General features: G+C 74.7%; 9 protein-coding genes. 3 read left to right on the forward strand and 6 right to left on the reverse strand.

The annotated features are described in order from the left end of the window. The first annotated feature begins 32 nt into the window (after positions 1-32). Positions 33-1073, forward strand: coding sequence for an AI-2E family transporter (locus AB9M23_RS04875; protein ID WP_372422984.1), 1041 nt, complete (start codon positions 33-35; stop codon positions 1071-1073). A 128-nt stretch (positions 1074-1201) separates the two neighbouring features. Then, positions 1202-2191, forward strand: coding sequence for a class 1 fructose-bisphosphatase (locus AB9M23_RS04880; RefSeq protein WP_372422985.1), 990 nt, complete (start codon positions 1202-1204; stop codon positions 2189-2191). Here AB9M23_RS04880 and AB9M23_RS04885 read toward each other — a convergent pair. Both AB9M23_RS04885 and AB9M23_RS04890 read right to left on the reverse strand, forming a co-directional pair. After that, entirely contained in the window at positions 2169-3566 is a 1398-nt protein-coding gene (locus tag AB9M23_RS04885) for a M23 family metallopeptidase (RefSeq protein WP_372422986.1), read from the reverse strand. The two genes, AB9M23_RS04880 and AB9M23_RS04885, sit on opposite strands and share 23 nt — an antisense overlap. Positions 3567-3674: 108 nt before the next feature. Further along, entirely contained in the window at positions 3675-4139 is a 465-nt protein-coding gene (locus tag AB9M23_RS04890) for a peroxiredoxin (RefSeq protein WP_372422987.1), read from the reverse strand. Positions 4140-4292: 153 nt separating this feature from the next. Between AB9M23_RS04890 and AB9M23_RS04895 the strand changes: the two genes are divergently transcribed. Further along, positions 4293-7757: an AsmA-like C-terminal domain-containing protein gene (locus AB9M23_RS04895; protein WP_372422988.1), complete on the forward strand. Its 3465-nt coding sequence runs from the start codon at positions 4293-4295 to the stop codon at positions 7755-7757. 232 nt (positions 7758-7989) lie between these two features. Here AB9M23_RS04895 and AB9M23_RS04900 read toward each other — a convergent pair whose 3' ends face one another. From AB9M23_RS04900 to AB9M23_RS04915, 4 genes are all read right to left on the reverse strand, one after another. Continuing rightward, positions 7990-8778, reverse strand: a complete 789-nt coding sequence (locus AB9M23_RS04900; RefSeq protein ID WP_372422989.1) for an enoyl-CoA hydratase-related protein — start codon at positions 8776-8778, stop codon at positions 7990-7992. Further along, on the reverse strand, positions 8775-9437 hold the full coding sequence (locus tag AB9M23_RS04905) for a uracil-DNA glycosylase family protein (RefSeq protein ID WP_372422990.1): 663 nt from the start codon (positions 9435-9437) through the stop codon (positions 8775-8777). Before AB9M23_RS04905 ends, AB9M23_RS04900 begins: the two co-directional genes overlap by 4 nt. 169 nt (positions 9438-9606) lie before the next feature. Then, entirely contained in the window at positions 9607-11790 is a 2184-nt protein-coding gene (locus tag AB9M23_RS04910; RefSeq protein ID WP_372422991.1) for a xanthine dehydrogenase family protein molybdopterin-binding subunit, read from the reverse strand. Positions 11791-11803: 13 nt separating this feature from the next. Further along, a complete protein-coding gene (locus AB9M23_RS04915; protein ID WP_372422992.1) occupies positions 11804-12259 on the reverse strand; it encodes a (2Fe-2S)-binding protein in 456 nt (151 codons plus the stop codon). Positions 12260-12414 lie beyond the last annotated feature (155 nt).

The following is a 12414-nucleotide window of genomic DNA, read 5'->3' on the forward strand; positions in this document are numbered from 1 at the left end:
AGCGAGACGGGCGCGGGAGCGACGGTGAGCCGATGGCGGTCCGGGACCTGTTCTACCTCGTGGCGCTCGGCGCGCTCGTCGGCGTCATCCTCCATCTCGGGCGTACCGTCCTCGTGCCGGTCGTGGTCGCGATCATGCTGACCTACGTCATCGTCGGAGCCGTCGACGCGCTCGGGCGGGCGCCGCTCCTCGGCCACACCCCCATGTGGCTGCGCTACGTCGCGGCGGTGGTCACCTTCCTCGCGGCCCTCGCGCTGCTGGGGCTCCTCGCCGCGGCGAATCTGCGCGGCCTCACCGTCGTGCTGCCCGCCTACGAGGCGAACCTGCGCGAGATCCTCGACCGGGTCGCCGCCCCGTTCGGCGCGACCGGCGCGGCGCTCTGGGAGGGCGCGCGGGCGCTCATGGTCGACCGGATCGACACCGGCCGTGCGACGCTCTGGATCCTCAACACGCTCGCCAACGCGGGCGCCTACCTCGTGCTCATCGTGACCTACGTCGTCTTCCTGCTCCCCGAGCGCACGATGATGCCCAAGAAACTGCGCGCCATCGCCGGCGACAGGGCGCCGAGCGGGCGCTCGCGGGAGCTGCTAGCGCGCATCAACGGGCAGATCATCTCCTACCTGTCGGCGAAGACGGCCGTGAACCTCGTCCTCGGCGTCCTCTCCTTCGGGGTGCTGATGCTGCTCGGGATCGAGTTCGCGGTGTTCTGGTCCCTGCTCATCGCGCTGGCGAACTACGTGCCCTACATCGGCTCGCTCGCCGCGGTCGCGCTCGTCGTCCTGCAGATCCTCGCGCAGACCGGCTCTCTCGAGACGACTGTGCTGGGGATCGGGCTGCTCGTGGCGGCGCAGGTCTACGTCGGCAACTGGCTGGAGCCCCGCTGGCTGAGCCGGTCGTCGAATCTCGGCCCCTTCGTCGTACTGCTCTCCCTCGTCGTCTGGGGCGCGCTCTGGGGCATGCCGGGCGCGATCCTCGCCGTGCCGCTCACCTCGATCCTCATGATCGTGCTGGCGTCGGCCCCGCAGACGCGGGCCGTCGCCATCCTGATGTCGCGAGACGGGCAGATCGGCTGATCGACGACCGCGCGCAGCGACCCATTGCCATGGCACGCCATTCGCAATAGGCGTGGCGATACCTGCAATAGGCGTGGGGACACCCGCCGAAGGCGTGGGGACACCGACGCGGCACAGGAGACCCGGGCATGCGTGTGGGAACCCCGCTCGAGACCTGCCTCGCCCCCGCCGGCCCCCACGGCGAGGCCGTCGCGCGAACCATCCTCGCGCTCGCCGCGGCCGCGGTCGAGCTCTCCGACCTCGTCGCCCGCGGCGCGCTGGAGAGCGCGCTCGGCGCCGAGGTCGGGGACGGACACGAGGCCGGCGACGCACAGCGCGCTCTCGACGTCGTCGCGGACGAGCTGTTCCTCGCGGCGCTCGCCGGCGCGCCGGTCGCCGCCGTCGCCTCCGAGGAGCGCGAGGACGTCCACGCGCTCGCCGCCGGCGCGCCGCTCGCGGTCGCGATCGACCCGCTCGACGGCTCCTCCAACATCGACGTCAACGCGCCGGTCGGCGCCATCTTCTCGATCCTGGAGGCGGATGCGCGAGCCGATCCGCGAAGCGTCTTCCTCGCGCCCGGCACGCGCCAGCGGGCGGCCGGGATCTTCGTCTTCGGCCCGGCGACGACCCTCGTCGTCAGCACCGGGAGCGGCGTCGATCTCTACGTGCTCGATCGGGACGCCGGCGGCTTCCGGCTCGCCAAGGCGGGCGTCCGGGTGCCGGAGCGCGCTCGGGAATTCGCCATCAACGCCTCGAACCGCCGGCACTGGGAAGCGCCGCTCGCGGCCTGGTTCGCCGATTGCCTGGCCGGCCGCGAGGGGCCGCTGGCGGTCGACCACAACATGCGCTGGATCGCCTCGCTGGTGGCGGAGACCTATCGGATCTTCACGCGAGGCGGCGTCTACCTCTACCCGGACGACGCGCGCGCCGGCTACGAGCGCGGGCGCCTGCGTCTCGTCTACGAGGGCCGGCCGATCGCCTTCCTCACCGAGCAGGCCGGTGGGCGCGCGACCGACGGGCGCCGGCGCATCCTCGATCTCGAGGCCGGCTCGCTGCACGAGCGCTGTCCGCTCGTGTTCGGCTCGCGGGAGATGGTGGAGGCGGTGGGCGCCTATCTCAGCGGCCCGGGTCCGGGCTGAGGCCGCCCTTGAGCTCGGCGAGCACCTCGGCCGCGCGCAGGAAGCGCCAGGGGTCGACGGCGCGGCCGTCGAGGCGGGTCTCGTAGTGAAGGTGCGGGCCGGTGGAGCGGCCGGTCGAGCCGGCGCGCCCGATCATGTCGCCCGCGGCGACCTCCGCGCCCTCGCTCACCCCGATGACGGACAGATGCGCGAAGCGCGTGGTGAGCCCGTTGCCGTGGTCGATCTCGACGAGCTTGCCGTATCCGCCGGCACGCCCCGCCGCGACGACGCGCCCGGCCGCCGTGGCGTAGACCGGCTCGCCGGTGCGCGCGCGGAAGTCGATCCCCGCGTGGAAGGCCGGGCGTCGCGTGAACGGGTCGGAGCGCACGCCGAAGTTCGAGGTGACGGCGACGTCGCCGTCCACGGGCCGCTCGAAGGGGATGGTGATCGTCGTGCGGCGCAGCCTATCGCGGGCGACGAGGCTCTCCTGCAACTCGGCGACCCGCGCCTCGAAGCCGCCGGCCTCGGCGTCGATGCCGATGGGGATGAACGGTCCGCCGATCCCCTCGGCGGCGAGCACGTCCGGATCGGCGGGCTCGAGCGCATAGGGGTCGAGGCCCGCGGTCTCGATCGCGTCGCGCATGATCCCGGCCTCGAGCTCGACCTGGAGGCGGATGCGCTCGAGCGCGCGGATCTGGCCGTCCTCGACGACGGCGAGAGAGCGCTCCGCCGCGTCGAGATTGGCGCCGACGCTGGCGACGGCGGGGAGGGCGAGCGTCGCCGTGGGGTCGACGGGGACCGCGCCCGTCGCGTCGCCGCGCAGCCGCAGCTCGAACGGGCCGGTGGCCGGCGCGGGCCGCGGGCGCACCTGCGGCACGAGGTCTTCGGGCCGCGCCGGCGGGCTCGCGAGCGGCGCGAAGGCGGAGGCCGCGTCCGGCAGGTCCGCCGCGCCGCCGATGGCGCCCGTCACCGCCGCCGGCGCGATGCGCTGGGCGAGGTCGGCGAGCACGGCCTGGCGCGTCTCGAGCTCGACCTGGCGGCTCACCAGCGAGGCGACGCGCTGCTCCATCGTGTCCTGGTCGATCAGCTTGCGGCTCGCCACCCGGTCGAGACGTGAGCGCAGCGCGCCGAGGTGATCCTCGTAGCGCGCCTCCGTCTGGGCCTGGCGGCGCAGTAGCTCGGCGACGAGGTCCTCGCGCGAGACGATGTACCACGTCGCCCCCGCCGCCCAGGCGGTGAGCAGCGTGAGCACGAGGCCGAGCGCGGCGGCGGCTAGGGGGCCGACGGCGAAGAGCGTGCGGGGCGGTGCGCTCGCACGCGGCACGAGGTCGCTCTCGCGGACCGGCTGGTCGTGCGACAGGCGCTCACCCCGCAGGCGTCCTCGTCCGTCGTGCATGCGTCTCATCCCCTTACGGAAACTCGACGCCATTCAACACCCGTTAGGGTTAAGATCCCGCAAACGCGGCGGACGCGTCAGGGGTCGCGCGGCGGGGGCGGCGCGAGGTCAGAGCGCCTGCACGGCGGCGAGCACCTCCTCGGCGTGGCCGGGCACCTTCACCTTGGGCCACACCCTGGCGACCCTGCCCGCGCCGTCGATCAGCACCGTCGTGCGCTCCACGCCCATGTACTTCTTGCCGTACATGCTCTTCTCGACCCAGACGCCGTAGGCCTCGAGCATGCCCTTCTCCTCGTCGGCGAGGAGGTCGAAGCCGAGCTCGTACTTGGCCTTGAACTTGTCGTGGCTCTTAACCGAATCGGGCGACACTCCGACGATCACCGCGCCGGCGGCCGCGAAGGCGTCGCGCATGCCGTTGAAGGCCTGCGCTTCCTTCGTGCAGCCGGAGGTGTCGTCCTTGGGGTAGAAGTACAGGACCACGGCCTTGCCCGCGAGGTCCGAGAGCGAGACGGTCCGGCCACCGTCGGCCGGGAGGGTGAAGGCGGGAGCCGGGTCGCCGATGACGAGAGCCATGTGCCATCCTTTCGTCGGGTTTGCGATATGGTCCTCAAGCGAGGAACGCGCGCCGTGTACGGCGGGCACTGAAGCAGGGATCACTCCCCGGGGCCAGCGCCGCGTGCATGCGCGCGCCGCCCGGTGGGGCGTGCGGCCGGAGCGGATCGGCGCGTGGACGAGGAGGTGACCCATCTGCGCCCGAGCGCCTTGCGCGGCGGGCGTTTCGGGCAGAGCGCGGGGCTGCGCGGCGCGAAGCGCCGCCGCGGCTTCGGACGGCGGCTGCTCGTCCTCAAGCTGTGGCTCGTCGCCGGCCTCGTGGCGCTCTCCGGCGCGCTCTACCTGCGCCTCGATTCGGCACCGCTCGAGATCGAGGGCCTCTCCGAGCGCGTCGCCGCCGCGGTCGAGGAGCGGCTCGGTGCCGCGTGGCGCGTATCGCTCGCCGATTCGGCGCTCGTCCTCCACGAGGGATCGCCCGCCCTGGCCGTGGACGGGCTCGACCTGACGAATCGCGACGGCGCGCGCGTCGCGCACGCCCCGCGGGCGATCGTCTCGGTCGGCGCGCTCTCGCTCCTGACCGGGAACCCGGTGCCGCGGTCGATCGTGCTCTCGGACGTCGAGCTGCGCGTCCTCGTGGCCGAGGACGGCACGGTCTCCCTGCTGCCGCCGGACGGCGGCGCGCCGGTCCCTGCGCCGGTCGCCGACTCGCCCGCCGCCCGGTTGCCCGCCGTCGGCCCGGTGGCCGCGATCGCGGGCGCGCTCGCGGGGTTGCTCGACGAGGCGAGCCCGTTCGGCGCGCTCTCCCGCGCGCGGCTCGAGAACGCGCGCATCACCCTGGTGGCTGCGGACGGGCGCGAGCGCGTGGGCTTCGCGCGGGTCGACGCGCGCATCCGCCGCGACGGGGCGATGCGCCGCGTCGCGGCCACGTTCGACGGCCCCGGCGGCGCCTGGAGCCTGGAAGGGTCGGTGGGGCGCGAGCCCGACGGCGGGCGCGCGGCGCGGCTCGCGATCGAGGCGATGCCGGTGCGCGACCTCGCCCTCATGGCCGGCCTGTCGGACGCAGTCGGCTCGCGGGACCTGACGCTCGGCGGCGAGGCGGCGATCGCGATCGGCCCCGAGGGTGACCTGCGCCGCTTCACGGCGCGCCTCGAGAGCAGTTCCGGCTGGCTGCGCACGCGCGACCCCTACATGCCGCTCGTCCCCGTCGAGCGCGTCGCCGGCGAGGCCGTGTGGCTGCCCGACGAGCGACGTCTCGCCCTGCGCGGCGTCGAGATCGCCGGCGGGCGCACGCGGGTGACCCTGGACGGCGCCGTGACGCCGGAGGGGGAGGGCGGCCGCTGGCGCCTCGCCCTCGCCGGCGCGGACGCCGTGGTCCGCGGCGCGACCGACGCCGAGCCGGCGCTCCCGCTCGCGCGCGTCTCGCTCGCGGCACGCGGCGGACCGGACGGCGTCGTCGTCGAGGAGCTCTCCCTCGCCGGCCCGGGCGTCGACCTCGCGCTGATGGCCTCCTTCGGCGGCGCGGAGGATCGCGGAGGGCTGCGTGTCGCGCTCGACGCCGTCGACATGCCCGTGCGCACCGCGCTCGCGCTGTGGCCCGACTTCGTCGCGCCGATCCCGCGGCTGTTCCTCCTCGACGCGGTGACGCACGGCACCGTGGCCGACCTCGACGTCGCCGTCGCGCTCACCGGGGCGGACCTCGCCGGCCTGTTCGCGCAGAGGCCGCTGCCGCCGGAGGCGATCGACGTGGGCTTCGCCATGGAGGGCGTGCGCCTCGTGCTGGGAGAGGACTTCCCGCCGCTGCGCGACGCCGTCGTGAGCGGCACGGTCACCGGCGAGGACGCGTTCGTCGACGCCTCGCGCGCCCACGTCCTGCTCGCCGACGGGCGGCGGCTCGACGCGAGCGACGGCCGGTTCCGGCTGGAGAACTACTGGGAGCCGACCTCGCCCGCGCGCATCGCCTTCTCCGCCACGGGCGGGCTCGACGCGCTCGCCGCTTTCCTGCGAACCCCCGCGCTCTCCGGCGCCGCCGACCTCTCGCTCGACCCCGACGCGGTCTCGGGAGACGTCGCGCTCGACGTCTCCTTCGCCTTCCCCATCGGCGAGCCGGTCGAGGTGGCACGCCTGCCGATCGCCGCGACGGGGCGGCTGGAGACCGTTTCCGCACCGCTTCTCGGCGACTCCGAACGGCTGGAGGACGGCTCGCTGGCGCTGGCCTTCGATCCCGACGGCACGCTGCGGCTCGACGGCACCGGCACGATCGCCGGCGCGCCGGTCGACGTCGCGCTCGTCGATCCGCGCGGGCGCCCGGGCGAGGCGCGCATCTCTGGAACCGTCGACGCGGGCCTGCTGGCAGCGCGCGGGCTCTTGCCGCAGGGCGCGGCCGGCGGGCCGATCGCCTTCGACGTCTCCGCGCGGCTCGGGCCCGGAGACGTCGTCTCCGCCACGCTCGCCGCGGATCTCGCGGGGGCACGGGTGAACGGCCTCCTGCCCGGCTGGAACAAGGCGCCGGGCGCGCCCGGCAGGCTCTCGGTCGCGCTCGCCACCGACGCGGAGGGGCTCGCCTTCGGCGACCTCGCGCTCGAATCGGGTCCCGTTCTGCTGCGCGGCGGCGGGCGGCTCGGCCCGGACGGCGCGCTCCGCAGCCTCGATCTCGGCACGGCACGGCTCTCGCGCGGCGACGACGCCACGGTGTCCGTCTCTCGCGGCGAGGGCGGGGCGTGGGCCGTGCGGCTGACGGGGGCGGTCTTCGACCTGCGGCCGATCATGACGGTCCTGCGCGACGACGGCGGGGACGGAGGCGGCGCGGATGTCGACGCGACGCTCGACGCGCGCGTCGACATCCTCGGCGGCTTCGGCGGCGAGGTGCTCACCAACGTCGCGGCGCGCCTGCGCATCGTCGACGGGGCGGTGCGCGAGGGGACGCTCGACGCCAGCCACCCGCGCGGGCCGATGAACGCCCGGGTCGTCGACGGGCGCCTCGCCATGGAGACGGCGGATGCCGGCGCGACGCTGCGCTTCCTCGACGTCTACGAGCGCATGGTGGGCGGGCGGCTCGCCCTCCAGGTCGGCCTCGACGGCACCCGTGGACCCGGCCGGCTGATCCTGTGGGACTTCGTGCTGCGCGACGAGCCGGCGCTGCGCAGCGTCGTCGGCCGCCAGCTGCCCTCGAACGCGGGCAGCGACGCCCGCTTCGGCCTCTCCGGCCCGGCGGTGGACGCGAGCGAGGCGCTGTTCACGAAGGCGCAGGTCGACTTCATCCGCGACGGGTCCGTGCTGACGCTCGCCGACGCGCGGATGTGGGGGACGCAGGTCGGCTTCACCCTCGAAGGTTGGGTCGACCTCGAGGCGCAGCGCCTCGACATCGCCGGCAGCTACGTGCCGGCCTACGGCCTCAACAACGCCTTCGCCCAGGTGCCGGTCCTCGGCACGATCCTCGGCGGCAACCAGTACGAGGGACTGTTCGCGGTGAACTTCCGTGTCGCCGGCCCGATCGAGGACCCGGCGCTTTCGATCAACCCGCTCTCCGCGATCGCGCCGGGCGTGCTGCGCCGCCTCTTCGGCGCCGGCGCGCCGACGCAGCGCGGCCCGACCTTCGAGACCCCGCCGCCGGCGCCGCCGCTCGACATCACGCCGGGGTGAGACGCTTCCTCCTCGCGGGCGCTACCCAGGCGTGCCGCAGCGTCGACGACGAGCGATCGGGAGCTCCCCTCTCCCTCGTGGAGAGGGGTGGGGGGTGTGGGGCGTGCAGGAAGGGGCTCGCGGTCGATGCAGGGGACCGCAGCCGACGCGCTGCATCGACGTCGAGACGGTTCTGCACGCCCCCGACCCCCGGCTTCTCCCCACGAAGGGGAGGGGAGCGCGGCGGCGGCGTTCACCGTCCCGTGAACCGCGGCGCCCGCTTCTCGCGGAACGCCGCGATACCCTCGGCGAAGTCGGCGGAGAACCCCGCCTCGCGCTGCAGTTCGGCCTCGAGCGCGAGCTGGACGTCGAGGTCGTTCTCCAGGCTCTTCGCCAGCGCCTGCTTGGTGAGGCGCTGGGCGAGCGCGGGGCCGGCGGCGAGGCGTGCGGCGAAGGCGCGCGTCTCCTGCGCGAACGTCGCGTCGTCCCAGACGGCGTGCACGAGCCCGAGCGCCTTCGCCTCCTCCGCCGCCACCGGCTCGGCGGTCAGCATCAGCGCCAGCGCCCGCTTGGGGCCGACGATTCGCGGCAAGAGCCACGTGCCGCCGGCATCGGGGATCAGCGCGATGCGGGCGAAAGCCTCCTGCAGGTAGGCCGAGCGCGCCGCCACGACGATGTCGCAGGCGAGCGCGATGTTCATCGAGGCGCCCACCGCCGGACCGTTGAGCGCGGCGATCGTGACCTTGGGGTAGTCGACGAGCGTGCGGATCAGCGGGTTGTAGTCGCGCGCGAGCGGCGGGCCGAGATCGACCTGCCCGCTCGCGTCCCGCGGCAGGTCCTCGGTCAGGTCCTGGCCCGAGGAGAAGGCGCGACCCTCGCCGGTCAGCACGACGACGGTCACCGCGTCGTCGCGGGCGCAATCGGCGAGCGCGGCGCGCAGCGCGGCGTGCAGCGGCGCGGTGAGCGCATTGAGCTTGTCTGGGCGCGCGAGCGTGAAGGTGGCGACCCCGCCCTCGCGGGCGATCTTCAGGACCTCGGTCATGCGGCGTCTTCCTCCGGGCGACGATCCGAGACGAGAGCCTGCACCCGCGCCCGCAGGACGGGCAAGAGGTCCGTCTCGAACCAGTCGTGCGTCTTCAGCCAGGCGTTGTTGCGCCAGGACGGATGCGGCAGCGGCAGGACCTTGGGCGTGCGCGGCGCGTCGAGGATCGCGCGCCAGTTCCGCACCGTCTCGGTGAGCCCGGCCTCGGCATGGTCCGGCAGGTGCCAGCGCTGGGCGTACGCGCCGATGACGAGGATCAGCTCCAGGTTCGGCAGCCCCGCGAAGACCCGCGCGCGCCAGGCCGGCGCGCATTCGCGCCGCGGCGGCAGGTCGCCGCCGTTCGCATCGTATCCGGGGAAGCAATGGCCCATCGGCACGATGGCGACGCGATGCGGATCGTAGAACGCCGCCTCGTCGAGCCCGAGCCAGGCCCGCAGCCGCACCCCCGACGGATCGAGGAACGGCACGCCGGCCACGTGCGCCCGGTTCCCGGGCGCCTGGCTCGCGATGCACAGCCGCGCGGACGCATGCGCCTGCACGATCGGCCGCGGCTCGTGCGGCAGCGCGGGGCCGCGGGCGGGCGCGTCGCGGCACAGGCGGCAGGCGCGCAGGGCGGCGAGGGTGTCGTCGAGGGTGCCGGGCGTTTCGGGGAGGCTCATGCGCGGGATGTAGTGGGCTCCCGCGGCGAAGACGAGGCGCACGAAAAAGAAGCCCGGCGCTGAGGCCGGGCTGGAGGAGGGTCTTCCCTGGAGGTCACCCAGAAGAATCGTACTCGGAACGGTCGGCAACGCCGCCGCGGGGGCCGGGTTCCCGCGCCCGCGCCGAATCTCACGCACCCTCGCCCGAGAGATCGAGCGGCAGCGAGCGCAGGCGCCGGCCGGTGGCGGCGAAGACGGCGTTGGCGATCGCGGGTGCCAGCGTCGGCACCCCCGGCTCGCCGATGCCGGACGGCGGGTTCTCGGAGGGCAGGATGTGCACCTCGACCCGCGGCATCTCCGAGAAGCGCGTGGGCCGGTAGGCGTCGAAGTTCGTCTCCTGCACCACCCCGTCCGCCAGCGTCACCCGCTCGCGCAGCACGCTCGCGAGCGCGAAGCCGACCGCGCCCTCGATCTGGGCGCGGATCACGTCCGGGTTGACGGGTACGCCGCAGTCCACGGCTGCGACCACGCGCGCGACGCGGATTTCCGTGCCGGAGATCGAAACGTCCGCCACCATCGCCACCGCCGTGCCGAAGGACGTGTGGACCGAGACGCCGCGCCCGCGTCCGTCGCCCCCCGCGGGGCCGGCCCAGCCGGCCGCCTCGGCGGCGCGGCGCAGCACGGCGGCCTCGCGCGAGCCTTCCTCCAGGAGCGAGAGCCGGTAGTCGACCGGGTTTCGCCCGGCGGCGTGCGCGAGCTCGTCGATCATGGTCTCGATCGCGTGCGCGGTGTGGGTATGGCCCACCGCGCGCCACCAGAGCACCGGCACGAGTTCGCGGGTCTCGTGCACGGTCAGGCGATGGGCGCCGACCGCGTAGGGCAGGGCGCGCGCGCCCTCGACGCTGGTTGCGTCGACGCCGTCGGCCACGATCAGCGCCTCGAAGGGCGTGCCCTTGAGGATCGACTTGCCGGCGATGCGGTGCTCCCAGCCGACGATGCGGCCGTCGGCGTCGAGGCCGGCGCGCAGGCGATGCACGACGAGCGGGCGGTAGTGCCCGGCGCCCATGTCGTCCTCGCGCGTCCAGACGAGGTGGATCGGCGCGCGCGCGCCCGTCGCCTTCAGCACGTGCGCGGCCTCGGACACCCAGTCCGCGCCCGGAACGGCGCGCCGGCCGAAGGAGCCGCCGGCGAAGAGCGTGTTCAGCCGCACCCGATCGGGCGTGACGCCGAGGATGGCGGCGATGCTCGCCTGGTCGATGGTCTGGATCTGGAAGCCGCCCCAGGCTTCGTAGGAGCCGTCCTCCCGGCGCGCGATGGTGCCGTTCATCGGCTCCATGGCGGCGTGGGCGAGGTAGGGGAAGACGTGCTCGGCCTCGATCACGGTCGCGGCCTTCGCCAGCGCGCCGGCGGCGTCCCCCTCGCCGGCGGCCCGGATGCCCGGACGGTCGAGCACGGCGCGGGCATCCGCGACCAGCGCCTCGGTGGAGCGGGTCTCGGCGCGGGTATCGTCCCAGGTGACCTCGAGCGCGTCGCGCCCGCGCAGCGCCGACCAGGTGTCGCGGGCTACGACCGCGACGCCGGTGGGGATCTCGACGACGTCGACGACGCCGGGCACGGCGCGCGCCGCCGCGTCGTCGAAGCCCGCCACGCGCGCGCCGAAGCGCGGCGGGTGCGCGACGACCGCGGTGAGCATGCCCGGCACGCGCACGTCGAGGGAATAAATCGCGGTGCCGTCCGTCTTCGCGGCGCCGTCGAGCCGCGGCAGATCCTCGCGGCCGATGAGCGTCCATTCGTCCGGGCGCTTGAGCCGCGGCTCGGCGGGGACGGGCAGCGCCGCAGCGGCCGCCGCGAAGACGCCGAAGCCCGCCTCGCGGCCGGACGCCGCGTGGCGGATGCGCCCGCGCGCGACGGTGATCTCGCTCTCGGGCACGCCCCATTCGGCGGCAGCCGCGGAGACCAGCATCGCCCGCATCGCCGCGCCGGCCTTGCGCAACTGCATCCAGGAATTCGCCGTCGCGCTCGAGCCGCCCGTGCCCTGCACCGGTCCCCAGGCGAGGTTGGCGTAGAGGCGCGCGTCGGCGGGTGCGAAGGCGAATCGCATCTGCGCCCAGTCGGCGTCGAGCTCCTCGGCGACGATGGTCGGGAGCCCCGTCGAGACGCCCTGGCCCATGTCGAGGTGCTTGACGACGACGGTCACCGTGTCGTCCGGCGCGATCGTGACGAAGGCGTTGGGCGCGGCGGGCGCGTCGAGGCCGCCGGCCGGCGCGGCGGCGCGCACGCGCCGCCCGCCGAGCGCGAGCGCGAGGCCGAGCGTCAGCCCGCCGACGAGGACGCCGCGGCGGGTGACGGGCGGGAGCGTGGGCGTGAACAGCATCGCGCGCTCCCCCTCAGCCGAGCCGCGCGGCCGCGTCCGCGATCGCGGCGCGGATGCGCTGGTACGTGCCGCAGCGGCAGAGATTCCCGTCCATGGCGGCGACGACGTCGTCCTCGGTCGGGGAGGGGGTCTGCGCGAGGAGGCCGACCGCGGCCATGATCTGGCCCGACTGGCAATAGCCGCACTGCACGACGTCGAGATCGCGCCAGGCCCCCCGCACCGCCTCGGCGACGGGACCCTCGATGCCCTCGATGGTGGTGACGGCGGCACCCTCGACGGCGGCGACGGGGGTGACGCAGGCGCGGATCGGCTGCCCGTCGAGATGGACGGTGCAGGCGCCGCATTGCGCGATGCCGCAGCCGTACTTCGTGCCGGTGAGCCCGGCATGGTCGCGCAGCGCCCAGAGCAGCGGCATGTCGGGGTCGACGTCGAGCGCGGTCTCGCGCCCGTTGAGCATCAGCCGGATCATGGGGCCTCGCGAGGAACGGTCGATGCTCGATATGTATGGCGCGCCCCCGCCCGCCGCCAGGGGAGAGCCCCTTCGGCATCGACCCGGAAAGGTTTGGCGCGGCCGGCTTGACAACGCGGGGCCGGTGCCGCTCGATAGCGCCGCCGCACGACCGG

The sequence above is a fragment of the Salinarimonas chemoclinalis genome, assembly GCF_041514305.1.
GTDB classification, from domain to species: Bacteria; Pseudomonadota; Alphaproteobacteria; order Rhizobiales; family Beijerinckiaceae; genus Salinarimonas; species Salinarimonas chemoclinalis.

Coding starts and splice junctions, on each gene's coding strand:
- AB9M23_RS04875 (WP_372422984.1), top strand. CDS start 33: ATGGCGGTCCGGGACCTGTTCTACCTCGTGGCGCTCGGCGCGCTCGTC.
- AB9M23_RS04880 (WP_372422985.1), top strand. CDS start 1,202: ATGCGTGTGGGAACCCCGCTCGAGACCTGCCTCGCCCCCGCCGGCCCC.
- AB9M23_RS04885 (WP_372422986.1), bottom strand. CDS start 3,566: ATGCACGACGGACGAGGACGCCTGCGGGGTGAGCGCCTGTCGCACGAC.
- AB9M23_RS04890 (WP_372422987.1), bottom strand. CDS start 4,139: ATGGCTCTCGTCATCGGCGACCCGGCTCCCGCCTTCACCCTCCCGGCC.
- AB9M23_RS04900 (WP_372422989.1), bottom strand. CDS start 8,778: ATGACCGAGGTCCTGAAGATCGCCCGCGAGGGCGGGGTCGCCACCTTC.
- AB9M23_RS04905 (WP_372422990.1), bottom strand. CDS start 9,437: ATGAGCCTCCCCGAAACGCCCGGCACCCTCGACGACACCCTCGCCGCC.
- AB9M23_RS04910 (WP_372422991.1), bottom strand. CDS start 11,790: ATGCTGTTCACGCCCACGCTCCCGCCCGTCACCCGCCGCGGCGTCCTC.
- AB9M23_RS04915 (WP_372422992.1), bottom strand. CDS start 12,259: ATGATCCGGCTGATGCTCAACGGGCGCGAGACCGCGCTCGACGTCGAC.